Below are 15,803 nucleotides of genomic sequence, written 5' to 3'. Positions count from 1 at the left end.
ACACGCAAAAGCAGGACAGGCCGGCATGTTAGCCCTTTGTCTAAGATTGATCACCCCTCAAACTTCCAGGCCCAACTTACCTTTAATTTTTTTTTCCCGTAGAATCAGCCAGCCTTTTAAGGCGCCAATGTCCGTTAGAAGCTGTTTTCAAAGCGTCACGAGCACAGTCGTTCCTTCAGAGCGGTGTTGGCGAAGGGTCTTTCCAGCGGGGAAAGCCCAACGCCAACCCTCATCAGCTCCCCGTTCTGCAGGCGTAAAACTTTGAAAGCAGCTTCTGTGAGGAACTTACGGAAACTCTGGCGTGGTGGCTCAAAAAGCCTCCGACGCGCATGAGTACCGTGGGTTTCTGGATGAGCGTCCCGGACACCCATTTGGGACCACTGATGAGGGTAATAACTGTGCTTGAAGCCTACCGCAAACATATCGAAGAGCGTGCAGCCCTGGGTATCGTTCCCCAGCCGCTCAACGCCGAACAAACCGCAGGCCTGATCGAGCTGCTGAAAAATCCTCCGGCTGGCGAAGAAGCTTTCCTCGTTGACCTGATCACCAATCGCGTTCCGCCTGGAGTCGACGAGGCTGCCTACGTCAAGGCCGGCTTCCTGTCCGCTCTGGCCAAGGGCCAGGCCCAATCCCCTCTGCTGGACAAGAAACGTGCCGTTGAACTGCTCGGCACCATGCAGGGCGGCTACAACATCGTGACCCTGGTGGAGCTGCTGGACGACGCCGAGCTGGCGCCGGTAGCCGCCGAAGAACTCAAGCACACCCTGCTGATGTTCGATGCCTTCCACGACGTGGCTGAAAAAGCCAAGAACGGCAACGTTCACGCCAAGGCCGTGCTGCAATCCTGGGCCGAAGGCGAGTGGTTCAAGAAGCGCCCGGTGCTGGCCGACAAGATCAGCCTGCGCGTATTCAAGGTGACCGGCGAAACCAACACCGACGACCTGTCCCCTGCTCCAGACGCCTGGTCGCGTCCTGACATCCCGCTGCACGCCCTGGCCATGCTGAAAATGGCCCGTGACGGCATCGTTCCGGACGAGCAAGGCAAGACCGGCCCGATGAAGCAAATCGAAGAAATGCGCGGCCAAGGCTTCCCGATCGCCTACGTCGGCGACGTGGTTGGTACCGGCTCCTCGCGTAAATCGGCGACCAACTCGGTGCTGTGGTTCTTCGGCGACGACATTCCTTATGTGCCGAACAAGCGCGCTGGCGGTTTCTGCTTCGGCAGCAAAATCGCTCCGATCTTCTACAACACCATGGAAGATGCTGGCGCACTGCCTATCGAGTTCGACGTTTCGAACATGAACATGGGCGACGTGATCGACCTGTACCCGCATGCCGGCAAAGTCTGCAAGCACGGTACCGACGAAGTCATCACCACCTTCGAAATGAAGACTCCGGTGCTGCTGGACGAAGTCCGTGCCGGCGGTCGTATTCCGCTGATCATTGGCCGTGGCCTGACCGAGAAGGCTCGCGCCGAGCTGGGCCTGCCACCTTTCGATCTGTTCAAGAAGCCTGAAGCTCCCGCTCAAAGCACCAAGGGTTTCACCCTGGCGCAGAAGATGGTCGGCAAGGCTTGCGGTCTGGCAGAAGGCAAAGGCGTACGTCCTGGCACCTACTGCGAACCGAAAATGACCACCGTGGGGTCCCAGGACACCACCGGTCCAATGACCCGCGACGAACTGAAAGACCTGGCGTGCCTGGGCTTCTCGGCTGACCTGGTGATGCAGTCCTTCTGCCACACCGCGGCTTATCCAAAGCCGATCGACGTGACCACCCACCACACCCTGCCTGACTTCATCATGACCCGCGGCGGTGTTTCCCTGCGTCCGGGCGACGGCATCATCCACTCGTGGCTGAACCGCATGCTGCTGCCAGACACCGTGGGTACCGGTGGTGACTCGCACACCCGTTTCCCGATGGGCATCTCGTTCCCGGCCGGCTCCGGCCTGGTCGCGTTCGCCGCTGCCACCGGCGTCATGCCGCTGGACATGCCGGAATCGATCCTGGTGCGCTTCAAAGGCAAAATGAAACCTGGCATCACCCTGCGTGACCTGGTTCATGCCATTCCGTACTTCGCCATCCAGAAAGGTCTGTTGACCGTCGAGAAGAAAGGCAAGAAAAACGCCTTCTCCGGCCGCATCCTGGAGATCGAAGGCCTGGAAGGCTTGACCCTGGAACAGGCTTTCGAATTGTCCGACGCCTCGGCCGAACGTTCGGCTGCCGGTTGCACCATCAAGCTGTCGAAAGAGTCGATCACCGAGTACCTGCAATCGAACATCACCCTGCTGCGCTGGATGATCGGCGAAGGCTACGGTGACGCACGTACCCTGGAGCGTCGCGCCCAAGCGATGGAAGCCTGGATCGCCAACCCGCAACTGATGGAAGCCGATGCCGACGCCGAATACGCCGAAGTCATCGAAATCGATCTGGCCGACATCAGCGAGCCTGTGCTCTGTGCGCCGAACGACCCGGACGACGCCCGCCTGCTGTCCAGCGTTGCTGGCGAGAAGATCGACGAAGTGTTCATCGGTTCGTGCATGACCAACATCGGTCACTTCCGCGCTGCCGGTAAGCTGCTGGATCAGGTCAAGGGTCAACTGCCAACCCGTCTGTGGCTGTCGCCGCCGACCAAGATGGACGCTCACCAACTGACCGAAGAAGGCTACTACGGCATCTACGGCAAGGCCGGCGCACGGATGGAAATGCCAGGCTGCTCGCTGTGCATGGGTAACCAGGCACGCGTCGAGCCGAACTCCACCGTGGTGTCGACTTCGACCCGTAACTTCCCGAACCGTCTGGGTGACGGCGCGAACGTCTACCTGGCTTCGGCCGAACTGGCGTCCGTTGCGTCCATCCTGGGTCGCCTGCCGACCGTCGAGGAGTACATGGAATACGCCGGCAAGATCGACAGCATGGCAGCGGACGTATACCGCTACCTGAGCTTCGACCAGATCGCCGAGTTCCGTGAAGCCGCTGCAAACGCCAACATCCCGGTCGTTCAAGCCTAACGCTTCAACGCCCGACTAAAAACGCCGCCCTTCTTGCGAGGGGCGGCGTTTTTTTATGCTTGGGATTCCGATGCTAGCCGGCTACCGCTATCGCGAGCAGGCTCGCTCCCACAGGGGATATGTGGTGAATGGAGAATATATGAACACCCGCAACCCCATGTGGGAGCGAGCCTGCTCGCGATGACAGCAGCACATCCAGCATCAATGCAAGCCGCCCCACCACTTTCGCGAGCAAGCCCGCTCCCACAAGGGTCCGGTCAGGCCAAGAGGGAGTAGACCAGCGCAGTAATCGCCACCAGGCCCACCAGCACCACGAAGACATTCGACGCCTGGCCACGATAGCGGGCCATGGCCGGAACTTTACGGATGGCATACATCGGCATCAGGAACAGGATGGCCGCGATGACCGGGCCGCCCAGGGTTTCGATCATGCCCAGGATGCTCGGGTTGAGCGTGGCGACGATCCAGCAAACCACCAGCATGAACGCAGCGGTAAGGCGGTCCAGGGTCTTGGGCGCCGGGCGACGACCGCTTTTGACGATCAGGCCCTTGAGGCCTTCACTGGCGCCGATGTAGTGCCCCAGGAACGATTTGGAAATGGCGACAAACGCAATCAACGGCGCGGCAAAAGCGATGGTCGGGTTGCTGAAATGGTTGGCCAGGTACGACAGGATCGACAGATTCTGCGCCTTGGCCTCAGCCAGTTGTGCCGGGGACAAGGTCAACACGCAACTGAACACGAAAAACAGCACCATCACCACCATCAGCACATGGGCGCGCGACAGGATCTGCGAGCTGCGCTCCTCAGCGTTGGCACCATAGCGACGCTTCTGGTCCACCGCAAACGCCGAGATGATGGGTGAGTGGTTGAACGAGAACACCATCACCGGGATCGCCAGCCACAAGGTATGCAGCAACGCCGAAGCTTCAGGCGGCGTGGACGCCGTGGTCAGGATGCCGCCGCTCCAGTGGGGAATCAGGAACACCGCCAGGAACAACAGCGCAACGATGAACGGGTAGACCATCAGGCTCATGGCCTTGACGATGGCCTGCTCGCCGCAGCGCACCACCGCCAGCAGGCCCAGGATCAGCACCAACGACAGCACAACCCGAGGGGGCGCCTGGATATGCAACTGATGCTCCAGGAAACTGCCCACCGTGTTGGTCAACGCCACGCTGTAGATCAGCAGGATCGGGAAAATGGCAAAGAAGTACAAAAGCGTGATCAACGCACCGGCCTTGAGGCCGAAATGTTCTTCCACCACATCGGTGATGTCCGCACCGTCGCGACCGGACAACACAAAACGGGTCAGGCCCCGGTGGGCATAGAACGTCATGGGGAACGCCAGCAACGCCAGGATCAGCAGCGGCCAAAAGCCGCCCAGGCCCGCATTGATCGGTAAAAAAAGCGTACCTGCACCAATCGCGGTGCCAAACAGACCCAGCATCCACGTGGTGTCCTGACGACTCCATTGGCTGAGGGTGGCTGGGACAGTCGTTTCAAAGCGCTCTTCGACGCTATTGGCCTGATCATTCATCCGGGCGGATCTCCGTATTCCGGTCACATGCACCCGGTCGGGACGAGTCAGAAAAACCCGACAGGCAGCGCCCCGACCGAAACAGGGGCGCGATTGTCCGGGATTAGCGAGCAGAAGCAAAGACTTAGCTGAGGAGCGGTTATGCGGATCAGATTACTGTCATAAAAGATGCCCCCGCATTCCCTGTGAGAGCGAGCGTACTCGCGAAAGCGAAGGATCAATCGACATTCATGTTGGATGTACCGTCGCGCTCCCACAGTTGGATTGCAGTACGACCGCCAGAGCCAGGTCGGCTGTCAGGCCGCCACAGCGAGCAATCCCCCGCAAGAACGACACCAAAACCGAAATGCACATAAAAAGCCGCAACCCCCTGCCCTCTGCTCCTACAATCAGGTTGAATACTTGCAATCGCCCCAGCACCCACAGGAGCCCAGCATGACTGCAACCGTTCTGGTACTGGTTGAAACCGTCAATGAGTACCTGCCGATTCTCGAGCGGCAGGGGTATCACCTGGAATTGGCGCCCACGCCTGCCGAACGCAAGACAGCGATTTTCGAACACGGTGAACGCTTCAGCGCGGTGCTGACCCGCGGCCCCCTGGGTTTGACGGCGGAAGAAATCGCCGCCCTGCCCAATTTGCAGATCATTTGCGTGATCGGCGCCGGTTACGAACAAGTGGACCTGCAGGCCGCGCGCAATCGGGGCATCGTGGTAACCAACGGCGCCGGAGTCAACGCCTCGTCGGTGGCCGACCATGCCATGGCGCTGCTGCTGGCGCTGGTGCGCGACATTCCCCGGGCCGACGCATGCGTGCGCCGTGGCGAATGGCCCAAGGTCATGCGCCCTTCCCTGGCCGGCAAGCGCCTGGGCGTGCTGGGCCTGGGCGCGGTGGGCATGGCGATCGCCAAGCGGGCCGCCCTCGGGTTCGACATGAGCGTCAGCTACCACAATCGCCAGATGCGCAACGACGTGCCCTACACCTACTGCGCCACGCCCACGGAACTGGCCCGCGTCTCGGATTTCCTGATCGTCGCCACGCCCGGCGGCCTGGACACCCGGCAGTTGATCAACAAACAGGCCCTCGATGCCTTGGGACCCAATGGTTTCCTGGTGAACATCGCCCGTGCCAGCGTGGTCGCCACCGCCGACCTGATCAGCGCCCTGGAGCAACGGCGAATCGCTGGCGCGGCCCTGGATGTGTTCGATCACGAGCCCGAAGTGCCAGACGCGCTGAAACATCTGCCCAACGTCGTGCTGACGCCCCATGTGGCCGGCCTGTCGCCGGAAGCAACGCGTGGCACGGTGGAGCTGGTGGGCCAGAACCTGAACGCGTTTTTTTCCGGCAAGCCGGTGTTGACGCCAGTACCGTTACCCGACGCGCAGCCTTAAAGCACCCCCAGCAATGTCCATAACCGCCGGGATTCGGCATCGGCACTGATCAGTTCCCCCAGCAACTCGCTCAACGGCTTGTTGCCCCACTCCACGCCGCGCCGGATCAGATAGGGCACCGGGCTGTGGGGTTCTGTACGGGCCAGGTAACCGGCGATGACCAGTAGCTGTCGATAGGCCTCCTCACGATTGGCCGGCTCCTGGAAAACCTGGGCAGGTGCCACGTTCGCCTGCGCCCGGTCAGGTTCAAGCGTAACCGTGGGTGAAGTTTGCACCGGCAAGACAGTGGGTTGCTGTGGATTCATCGCGATGAACTCCTCTACCAGGGCCAGCAAGGCCTGAATCACGTCCCGCAGGGATTTGTAGCCTGGGGCCAGGTTGCCCAAGTAAGCGTCGCTCCAGGCTTCGAGCCGTTGCAGGTGCTGCAGGCTCAACATCAGGCTGCCCTGGCGATGCAACCAGAATGACAAGGGTGTGCTGCGAATCAGTTCACTGAGTTTCTTCTGATCATTGCGCGCCGCTTCCGCCGACGCCTTGGCGTTCTTGCTGTCGTTGCCCAACACTTGCTGGCGCTGCAAGCGTTGCCAGTCGTCCAGACAGAAACCGGAGAACTCCTGGTCCCGGCCATCGAGCAATGGCACGCGCGTCAGCAACACCTCACTGTAGCGACGGGCCAGCCATTCCAGCGGGATCACCCGCCACGACTGGTCGCCTTCATCGGCCTGGGGGTGCAACTGCTCCGGGTAGCGCTCACACAGCCCCGCCACCAGCGCCAGGCTACCCGGCAACCCCTCCAGCCCGGCCATATGCAACCAGGCCTCCCCCAGCCAGGCGCTGATCATCAGGTCCTTGCTGCGCTCCAGCAGCAACATGGTTGCCAGTCGTTCCAGGTCTGGCCATAGGGCGCGCTTGATCGAAGACTGCCACACGCCCGTGGGCAGGCTGGTGTCGTCCTCCCGGCGCAATTCGCGCAACTGATCATATTCCGGTTCGTAGCGCAGGTCCTGGCCACAAGGCGATTCAGCGCTGATCGGCTCGAGCAATTGGCTGACCAGTTCAGGTAAAGGCGATATCGGCAAGCTCACAAGCCTTCCTCACGAGTGGCGATGGCGGGACTCGATGAGGTCGCCATGAAAGGTGAACGGGGCGCCCGCGTCGGCAGCGGTGGGATCGACAAGGGCAGCTTGGAGCCCTGGCTCATCAACGACAGGCGCACGAACATCAACGTTTGCTGCGCCGTGCGGGCCTGGGTCTGGGCGGTCACCGGCAATTGCAGGGCCAGGGGAAAATCGGTGTAGTCGACATTCGGCTGGCGCTGGCTCGACACCAACGAGCGCATCAGGCGCAGCAATGACCATGGCCCCTGGTATTCCCAACCGGCCTCCAGGTCGCGCACCACCAGGTTCGGTTGCAACGGGTCGTTGGCCGGACGCTGGTAACCGTTGCGGGCCCAACGCAAAGTCAGGCGCACGGGCTGGCCGACCATCCAGCGCAGGTTCTGCTGGCCGCCGCCGGGGTAGCTGATCTGCTGGTTGCCGGCGTCCAGGCTCCAGGCGATCACCTGGTCGGCGCCGCGCTCTTCATCGCGATCGGTACGCCAGCGCACGTCCATTTCCACACCCAGGATGCCACTCTTGTCGCGCACGAACAGCGGCCCGAGCCAGGCCCCGGCCTGTTTCAAACGGTTGAGGAAATCCTCGGCCGCCAATCGCTCCGGCACCTGGCTCAACGTCAGCCCGGCCTGGGCCAGGGGCAGGCGAGTTTCGATCAGCTCGAGCAAATGCTGGACCCGCGCCGGGTCGGCATCGCTGGCCCGCACATCCTGGGAAAACGGAAAGCGCCCGGCCAGGTATTGATTGAAATAGTTGGCCAGGTCATTCCAGGCAGTCGCGGCCTGGTTCTGTTGCAGGTACAGGCAACGTTGCAGGGCGCCCTGCTGCAACGCGACGGTGCGCAGGGCCAGGTCACCGCGCCCGCCGGGCAAACTGGAGGTCTGCAGGATCTGCGCGCAGGAGGTGGTGTCCATGGCGATAAAGTCCCGGCTCACCAATTGTTCCAGTTGGGCCGCCGAGCTGGCCGGGTTCTGGTTCTTGTACTTGAGCAATTCATCGTTGAGGGCCATGAAGCGAGCCACCTGGTCGTGCTCCAGGGCCGACAGATTGTCCTGCTGGACGATCAGCCATTCCAGCGCGGGCATTCGCTGCTCGGCGATCTGCAGCATCGCGCCGAATTGCTGGTTCAGGTTCAGCTTCAGGTCTTGTGGATCGCTGGCTCCGTAGAGCAGCAAGCCGAAGTTTTTCGAGCCGTCCCAACGCTGGATATCGGCCCGTTGACTGAACAGCGGCTGGGCATCGATCTCGTCCAGGCCACTCTTGATCTGTGCCAATGCCCGGCGATTGAGCAGACGCTGGAAACGTATCGCCAGGTCGCCACGGTGCACGTCCATGAAAGCTTTTTGCAGCGCAACCGCCTGGGCCGTTTGCACATTGAAGCCCATACCGGGCAACGACTCGTCGCTTTCGTCCAGGCTCAACCACATGGCCCGGGCCGCGGCGCCTTCAGCGGCCTGCATCAGCGCGTCACGGTAATCCGGCGGGATGCGCGGCAGCTCCTCGTTGGCGTAACTCTTGTAGCTGGCGAAGTAGTTCAGGGCAACACTGAAATCATCGCTGCCGTCGCCCTGGCCCATCGAATCGGCATTACTGCCCGAGGGATCCTTCTGCAACGCCAACGCCACGAAATCACGCTTGAACAAGGCTTGTACCGCACCGTCCAGCGCCGTGACATGGTCTTGCAGCACCAGCAGGCCACTGCCCTGTTGCACCAGCAGATTGTCCCGGGAACCGGTCTGGACGATCCACTGGTCACGAAAGCTCTGCTGCAACTTCGCCGCCTGGCTCTCCAGGTCCTGTTCGATATCCGGGCCAAGCAAGGTGCTGTGGCTGACCTTGTCCATCATCTGGGTGTAACCGGGCACCAAATCCTGGCCCTTGCCCCGGCCCCAGGCCGAATTGGTCAGGCTGACCAGCGTCTGCAAGTCATCGATCAACGCCATCAGGTCTTCGAGCTCATTCAAGGAGTTACCACTCCCCGCCTCCAACCGTTGCAGATGCAGCTTGAGGTAGCCGGCCTGGCGCACAAAGTTATCCGCCAGGAAATAATGATCGAGCCAGCGCTGCATCAGGCCGGTGAAATTATCGGAAATCGCCGGACGCACGGCGTTCAGGTCCAGCCCTTTCAAGTCGGTGTTTTGCGCATCGAACAGCACCCGGTTGTAGAACCGCGCCCGGCTCAAGGTTCCCGTGTTGAGGTTCAATGACAGGGCGTTGTTGCTCAGTTGCACCAGCTCATCCAGCGGCGCCTTGGGGTTGTTTATCGCCTGGCTGAACAGCTGATTGTGTTGCTCCAGGCGCACAGCCCGCTCCACCAGATCCTTGGCCTTCACGTAGCTTTGCCATTGCGCCGGGTCTTCACTTTCCACGTTGCCCCGGCGCTCGGTGTTGCGGATGGACTTGAGTTGTTCCAGGTCCCAGTTCAGCAGGTCACGCAACGGCAATACCCAATGGTGCCGGGCGGTCAGGCGCAAGCCCTGCTCCAATTGCGTGTCCACCGAGGAGAACCACGAAGTGGGAAAGACCACCGAGACGAAGCGCCAGCGCGGGGCTTTTTCCAAGACGTTCCAGTAGTTCTGTACGTTGTGCCGGGTCGGTTCCAGTTGTGGCTCGTCCGAGTCGACCACCAGATGGTTCTTATGGGCACTGAGGATCAACCGCGAGAGCTCCTCGGCCTCCTCCACCGAATCGTGCCAGACCCACAACATGCCCCCCAGCCAGACCAGGCCGACCACCAACGCGACCGCGCCGGCCAGTCGATGCCAGCGCTGGCGCAAACGCAGCAGACGCGGTACGGGTTGGGCCAGGCCACGCTCGGCCACCAAGCGACGTGACCACAGTTGCCGAGCGAAAACCGTCTGCCGCAGAACGTTGTCAGTGGCCGCAAACCCATCTCCTGTAACCGCCGGCGCTTGGCTGGCGGTGAAATAGACACCCCGAAAACGCGGTGCTTCGCCCTGGGTGTTACCTTGGAAAACCGGCTCCAGCAGAATCTGCAGGGTCCGCCGCAAACCTTCGAAACGCTCGGGCAACCCGTAAAGATCGGCGCTCAGTTGTCCCGACAACGCACCGATCTCAATGATCGATTGCGACAGCGCAGCGTTGACCTGATCCAACGCCTGGTCACTCCACTGCGATTGCCAGGCCGCATCCGGCAAGTAGGGCGAAGACCAGCCCAACGTCGATTCCCGGGCCTCGGCAGGCAACGCGCTGACCAGTTCCTGGAATCCGGGCAACTGCTCCATCCCAGTCACCACCACGTACACCGGCAGGCTGAGACCGAAGCGTTGCAGAAGGTCGATAAAACCGCGCCGGGCCTTGAGGCTCAACTCAGTGGCATGTTCGATGTCATCGAGCTTGCCGAACGGGACCGTCCAGATCACCGCGTCCAGAGGCCGTCTGCTGCGCAGTCGCAGAATCAATCCCAGCAAGCGCCACCAATTGCCCCGTTGCCGGTTCATGCCTTCATCGGGCAAGAACAACGCCTGGGGCACCACCAGCACCGCGCCTTCGGTATCCGACCACCAGCGCCCGAACCATGCGACCTTGTCGGTGGGTTGCAAACGCCATTGGGCACACAGCTGCGCGCCGTCCGCTTCGTTGCCCAGCATCATCAGCCAGGGCATCTGATAACGATCCCGGGTGCCCTGCTCCTGCTCCATGTGGCGCACCGCCCCATAGAAACTGCGGATCGCCGCTCCACCCTGGGTACGCAGCCACCAGATCCCGGCCACGACCAACAGCACCAGGACGATGGCGAGCAAGACCAGGGAGAAGACGCTCAGGGGACTCATGAATCATGCTCCTGGACCGCCGACTCGTTCAGTTGCAGGACCGGTTCGAGGGCCGAACCAATATCGCGCCAGAACACCTGTCCCAGCCCGGTCAGCAGCAGCACCATTGCCAGGATCGCCAGCCCCAGGCGAACCCCGTCCGGCAGTGACTGTTGCCCCGGCATACGCATCGGCGCTGCCGCCGAAGGCAGCGCCAGGCGCTGGCTGACATCGACATAATCGGGGTCGTGCTGCCAGGCAAAGGTGAACAACGCCAGGCGCCATTTTTCATGCTGGACCTGACCGGGCTCACCGCGCAGCCGCCCCTGAAAGCCGAGGATCAGGCATTGCAGATAGACATTCGCCAGGTCCCGGGTACCGGGCATCTGCTCGTCGAGCAGTTTCTTGATCGCCGCAGGCAAGCGCTCGCCAGCCTGGCGACTGGCATACATACGCGATTCGAGCGGGTGCTGCTGCCAAGCCAGTTGTCCCGGCCAGGGGGTGAACAGCAAGGTTTCGTCCACCAGCGCCACGAACGCATAGACCAGCGCCTTGACCTGCTCGGTGGCGGCATCGCCGACGGTGGCGAAGGCCACCCGCCACAGACGCTGGGCGCTGCGTCCGGAAAACTCCACCACCCGATTGACCAATACCGCAGGGTCGCTGTCCTTGGGCAAGTCCTGCCAGTCCTGGGACCACTTCAGCCAAGCCTGACGAAAAGCGCTGCTCAGCGGCGCCTCATGCAGACTCCGAACCGCCCCGCCACTTCCGTCAGGCATACGACTCCCCTTTTGCGATCAGGCACCTTCACCGGCTTGCGCCACAAACAACACCACTTGCCACGGGCTGCTGGCCAGGGCCGACGCCGGCGCCACGATGTGCAACGGCAACTGCCCGTCGAACCATTGCCCGCTGGCGGCCACCACGAACAACCGGGTGTCATCGCCCACGCTGTAGGCCACCTGTTCGTTGCGACTCATGGCCTGATGGGGCAAGCCACTCATGCGCTGGCGGCTCAATAACGGCACGTGCGGCGCGGACGCGATGATCGCCCCACGCAACCACTCGGCTGCGGCCTGCTCACTGGCCCCGTTGGGCATGCGCAGGCCGATCACCAGGCGTTGGTTCGGCTGATCGTCGGGCAACTGGATCGAGAACACCTGCTCATTGCGCTCGAAGGCCAGGCTGCGATAGCCGGCGCGAACCAGCTCCAGGGTGTCTTCCAACCAGTCGAGCAGCGGCTCGTAGCCGCGCTGCAATTCCAGAAAATCCAGGGGTGCGAAGGCCGGCACGCCCGCCAGTGGATCGAGGGCCGACCAAGCACCGGCCAACCCCAGCAGCAAGCCATAGAGCGATTGCGGGGTCGCCACCCGGGTGTTCAGTGCGCCTTCGATTTCCGGCAACCGCGCCCACAACGCGGTCAATTGCCGGCGGATTTCCATGGCATCGTCCTGGTTCCCGGCGGCCTGGGCCTGACGCAGCCGACCGGCGAGAAACAGGCACTTTTCCCGGGCCCGGGCACACAGCCCGGCGACGCGCCGACCGAGTTCCGACTCTGGCAGCAGCACGGGCGTGGGCGGCGTATAGGGCACCCGCAAAAAGCCACCACCCTCCTTGCGAATACGCAACAGCGGCAGGCAGATCGAATCGGCTTTGCTCAGTTGCGTGCACAGCCGTGGGTTCGGACGCCAGACAGTGATCGATTCAGGAAATTCGCCACTGGTGAGATCCGGCAACGCCTCGCCGACCACCGATTGCAACCGGCCCTTGAGCGGCAGCAATTGCCCGGCACGCCAGAGCGGGCTGATGGCCAGGTAGACGGTCACGGTGGCGTCGTCGGTCTTGTTGACCGCCTCGCCGATGTCCAGCTCCAGGGTCGGCCCGACGCCGGCCTGCAGGTTGACCGGCAAGCCATCCGGCAAGGTGCCTTGCAGTTGCAACAGTCGTACCTGGCCGGCGCTGAGAGCCGAAGGGTCGACCTCCAATTGGCTGACACCCCAGAACCAGGGATTGCAGGCTCCGGCGAAATGCGCGGCCAAGGCCTCGGCACGCAGCCCTTGTAATTGAAAATGCTGGGGCAGTAACTGCATGCCCTCATGCCAACACACCGCGTCAGGTAACAGACTCATACGACTCCCTTCGACATCCCAATGTCGCCGCCCGTGGCGGCCCGCGGTTTACTCAAGGCTGACTGTCACCCTGCTGGCCGTCATTCACGAGGGTCATCTCGCGACTGTCGAACTTCAGCCAGGCCTTGTGCTGATCGTCCAGCCGAAGCCGGTGGGCTCCGGGAGTGTTATAGCTGGCGAAGACCAAAAGTCCAGCGGCGCGCCGGCCCTCCAGCGGGAAGGGTTGGCGATCGATGAATTGCCCTGGAACCAGCTCCAGCCCCCATACCGACATGAGTTGACGATAGTCGCGCTGGAACTGTTCGCGCTCGGCGAACCACTGGCTGGCGGTGATACCCGATAGCTGCTTGAGCAGGTCCGGGTCGTTCACGGCGATGAAATCCACCGCGATCGGCGTGTCGTCATTGGCACGGGGCGCGACGTCCAGGGTCAGGCTGTCCAGGTCGACACTGGGGGCAAAAAGCGAGCACCCGGTGAGCGCCAGGCTCAAAAAAAATCCGCAAAAAAAACCACGCAAAATGAATCTTCCTTTTCTCGGCGGTCAAAAATTGTTTTTGCTTGCTTTTTTATAGACCTGTTCTAGCGTCTTGGATAGTTCGACCCACAGGGTTGAATGGACCAGGTTCGTCAAGGGAATGACAGGTTTTCTGCCGCCCATTTGCAACCTGCGGATCAGCAAGGGAATGCGATGAGCGGGCCTCCCGATGCATTGCTCCCCCACATGCATCGGAGTCGGCCGCCATGGCAGAAAGTACCCAGCACAAGCTCGACAGAGTCCGTCCTCCCCGCGTCCAGATCACCTATGACGTGGAAATCGGCAACGCCATTGAGAAAAAAGAATTGCCACTGGTGGTCGGCATTCTGGCCGACCTTTCGGGCAAGCCACTGGAGCCGCTGCCCAAGCTCAACGAGCGGCGCTTCACGGAAATCGATCGGGATAATTTCAACGAGGTACTCGCTTCCATCTCCCCCCGCGCCACGCTCCAGGTGAACAACACCCTCAGCGGCGACGACAGCAAGCTCAACATCGAACTCAACTTCCGTCACATCGATGACTTCGACCCGGTCAAGGTCGTGGAGCAGGTCACGCCGCTGCGCCGGCTGTTCGAAGCTCGTCAACGCCTGCGGGACCTGTTGACCAAGCTCGATGGCAACGACGACCTCGACAAGCTGCTGCGCGACGTGATCGCCAACACCGAAGGCCTGCAAGAGATCAAGTCGGCGCGGCCCCAGGATGCAGCGCAAGAGCTGCCGACGGTGGCCGCCAACGATGACCCGGCCCCGACCGAACCACAGGCCTGATCGTGCTCATCATTCAAGGGAGATAAAGCCATGCCCGCTTCATCCAGCGCTCAAACCAGCGAGAGCACGACCCAGACCCTGTCCCTGCTCGACAAGATCATCGCCGAAGGCCGCATGGCCCACGACGACAGCCAGCAGGACTACGCCCGCGACATGCTCGCTGAATTTGCTACCCAGGTCCTCGACGAAGGCATGGCCATCGACAAGGACACCGTGGCGATGATCAACGACCGCATCAGCCAGATCGATCAGTTGATCAGCGCCCAGCTCAACGAAGTGCTGCACCACCCCGACCTGCAAAAACTCGAGGCCTCCTGGCGCGGCCTGCACCTGCTGGTGCAGAACACCGAAACCAGCACCCGGCTCAAATTGCGCCTGCTCAACGTCACCCAGAAAGAACTGCAGAACGACCTGGAAAAAGCCGTCGAATTCGACCAGAGCGCGCTGTTCAAGAAAATCTACGAGGAAGAATACGGCACCTTCGGCGGACATCCGTTCAGCCTGCTGGTGGGCGACTACACCTTTGGCCGCCACCCCCAGGACATCGGCCTGCTGGAAAAACTGTCGAACGTCGCCGCGGCGGCGCACGCACCGTTCATTGCCGCCGCCAGCCCGCGCTTGTTCGACATGACCAGCTTCACCGAACTGGCGATACCCAGGGATCTGTCGAAGATTTTCGAGAGCCAGGAACTGATCAAATGGCGCGCCTTCCGTGAAAGCGAAGACTCGCGCTACGTATCCCTGGTGCTGCCACATTTCCTGCTGCGCCTGCCCTATGGTCCGGACACCTTGCCGGTGGAGGGCATCAACTACGTCGAAGACGTCAACGGTACCGACCACAGCAAATACCTGTGGGGCAACGCCGCTTGGGCGCTATCGCAACGCATCACCGAAGCCTTCGCCAAATATGGCTGGTGCGCGGCGATTCGCGGGGCCGAGGGCGGCGGCGCGGTCGAAGGCCTGCCCGCCCATACCTTCCGTACCAGTTCCGGGGACCTGTCGCTCAAGTGCCCGACCGAAGTGGCGATCACCGACCGCCGCGAAAAAGAACTCAACGACCTGGGCTTCATCGCCCTGTGCCACAAGAAAAACAGCGATGTGGCGGTGTTCTTCGGCGGCCAGACCACCAACAAGGCCAAGCTCTACAACACCAACGAGGCCAACGCCAACGCGCGGATCTCGGCGATGTTGCCGTATGTCCTCGCGGCCTCGCGTTTCGCCCATTACCTGAAGGTGATCATGCGCGACAAGGTCGGCAGCTTCATGACCCGCGATAACGTGCAGACCTACCTCAACAACTGGATCGCCGACTACGTGCTGATCAACGACAACGCGCCGCAAGAGATCAAGGCGCAATACCCGTTGCGCGAAGCGCGAGTGGACGTGACGGAAGTGGCAGGCAAACCGGGGGCCTACAAGGCCACGGTATTCCTGCGGCCGCACTTCCAGCTTGAGGAACTGACCGCCTCGATCCGCCTGGTGGCGACCCTGCCGCCACCAGTGGCTGCCTGACCACGGTGTGGCTGTGTGGCTGGAGCTTTTTGTGGCGAGG

General features: G+C 61.8%; 10 protein-coding genes. 4 read left to right on the top strand and 6 right to left on the bottom strand.

The window, feature by feature from the left end; genetic code table 11:
- The first annotated feature begins 398 nt into the window (after nucleotides 1–398).
- Nucleotides 399–3,008, top strand: coding sequence for a bifunctional aconitate hydratase 2/2-methylisocitrate dehydratase (gene acnB / locus PSH86_RS13385; RefSeq protein ID WP_109756017.1), 2,610 nt, complete (start codon nucleotides 399–401; stop codon nucleotides 3,006–3,008).
- A 257-nt stretch (nucleotides 3,009–3,265) separates the two neighbouring features.
- Here acnB and PSH86_RS13380 read toward each other — a convergent pair whose 3' ends face one another.
- Nucleotides 3,266–4,546, bottom strand: a complete 1,281-nt coding sequence (locus PSH86_RS13380; RefSeq protein ID WP_116832169.1) for a serine/threonine transporter — start codon at nucleotides 4,544–4,546, stop codon at nucleotides 3,266–3,268.
- Between the two features lie 435 nt (nucleotides 4,547–4,981).
- Between PSH86_RS13380 and PSH86_RS13375 the strand changes: the two genes are divergently transcribed.
- Nucleotides 4,982–5,935, top strand: coding sequence for a 2-hydroxyacid dehydrogenase (locus PSH86_RS13375; RefSeq protein ID WP_109756015.1), 954 nt, complete (start codon nucleotides 4,982–4,984; stop codon nucleotides 5,933–5,935).
- On the opposite strand, the gene tssA is transcribed toward PSH86_RS13375, so the two are convergent.
- Genes tssA through PSH86_RS13350 form a run of 5 tightly spaced genes read right to left on the bottom strand, consistent with a single transcriptional unit; the run spans nucleotide 5,932 to nucleotide 13,466 of the window.
- Nucleotides 5,932–7,020, bottom strand: a complete 1,089-nt coding sequence (gene tssA, locus PSH86_RS13370) for a type VI secretion system protein TssA (protein WP_109756014.1) — start codon at nucleotides 7,018–7,020, stop codon at nucleotides 5,932–5,934. The genes PSH86_RS13375 and tssA overlap by 4 nt on opposite strands.
- Nucleotides 7,017–10,841, bottom strand: a complete 3,825-nt coding sequence (locus PSH86_RS13365) for a type VI secretion protein IcmF/TssM N-terminal domain-containing protein (RefSeq protein ID WP_305490232.1) — start codon at nucleotides 10,839–10,841, stop codon at nucleotides 7,017–7,019. Before PSH86_RS13365 ends, tssA begins: the two co-directional genes overlap by 4 nt.
- Nucleotides 10,838–11,599 (bottom strand): DotU family type IV/VI secretion system protein, encoded by a 762-nt coding sequence (locus PSH86_RS13360; RefSeq protein ID WP_305490231.1) that lies wholly within the window; start codon nucleotides 11,597–11,599, stop codon nucleotides 10,838–10,840. Before PSH86_RS13360 ends, PSH86_RS13365 begins: the two co-directional genes overlap by 4 nt.
- A gap of 18 nt (nucleotides 11,600–11,617) precedes the next feature.
- Complete coding sequence (gene tssK, locus PSH86_RS13355; protein ID WP_305490230.1) at nucleotides 11,618–12,949, bottom strand: type VI secretion system baseplate subunit TssK; 1,332 nt, start codon at nucleotides 12,947–12,949, stop codon at nucleotides 11,618–11,620.
- Nucleotides 12,950–13,001: 52 nt separating this feature from the next.
- Nucleotides 13,002–13,466 (bottom strand): type VI secretion protein, encoded by a 465-nt coding sequence (locus PSH86_RS13350; protein ID WP_109756010.1) that lies wholly within the window; start codon nucleotides 13,464–13,466, stop codon nucleotides 13,002–13,004.
- Nucleotides 13,467–13,690: 224 nt separating this feature from the next.
- On the opposite strand from PSH86_RS13350, the gene tssB reads away from it, so the two are divergent.
- Nucleotides 13,691–14,251 carry a type VI secretion system contractile sheath small subunit gene (tssB, locus tag PSH86_RS13345; protein WP_109756008.1) on the top strand — a complete coding sequence of 187 codons (561 nt, stop codon included), beginning with the start codon at nucleotides 13,691–13,693 and terminating at the stop codon, nucleotides 14,249–14,251.
- A 30-nt stretch (nucleotides 14,252–14,281) separates the two neighbouring features.
- The gene (gene tssC / locus PSH86_RS13340) at nucleotides 14,282–15,763 is read left to right on the top strand and encodes a type VI secretion system contractile sheath large subunit (protein WP_109756007.1); all 1,482 of its coding nucleotides are present in this window, start codon (nucleotides 14,282–14,284) and stop codon (nucleotides 15,761–15,763) included.
- Nucleotides 15,764–15,803 lie beyond the last annotated feature (40 nt).

This window comes from Pseudomonas sp. FP2300 (assembly GCF_030687595.1).
Classification (GTDB): Bacteria; Pseudomonadota; Gammaproteobacteria; order Pseudomonadales; family Pseudomonadaceae; genus Aquipseudomonas; species Aquipseudomonas bijieensis.
The sequence above is the reverse complement of the archived record's forward strand: the minus strand, read 5'-3'. Positions and strand labels throughout refer to the sequence as shown.

Coding starts and splice junctions, on each gene's coding strand:
- PSH86_RS13380 (WP_116832169.1), bottom strand. CDS start 4,546: ATGAATGATCAGGCCAATAGCGTCGAAGAGCGCTTTGAAACGACTGTC.
- PSH86_RS13375 (WP_109756015.1), top strand. CDS start 4,982: ATGACTGCAACCGTTCTGGTACTGGTTGAAACCGTCAATGAGTACCTG.
- PSH86_RS13365 (WP_305490232.1), bottom strand. CDS start 10,841: ATGAGTCCCCTGAGCGTCTTCTCCCTGGTCTTGCTCGCCATCGTCCTG.
- PSH86_RS13360 (WP_305490231.1), bottom strand. CDS start 11,599: ATGCCTGACGGAAGTGGCGGGGCGGTTCGGAGTCTGCATGAGGCGCCG.
- tssK (WP_305490230.1), bottom strand. CDS start 12,949: ATGAGTCTGTTACCTGACGCGGTGTGTTGGCATGAGGGCATGCAGTTA.
- tssB (WP_109756008.1), top strand. CDS start 13,691: ATGGCAGAAAGTACCCAGCACAAGCTCGACAGAGTCCGTCCTCCCCGC.
- tssC (WP_109756007.1), top strand. CDS start 14,282: ATGCCCGCTTCATCCAGCGCTCAAACCAGCGAGAGCACGACCCAGACC.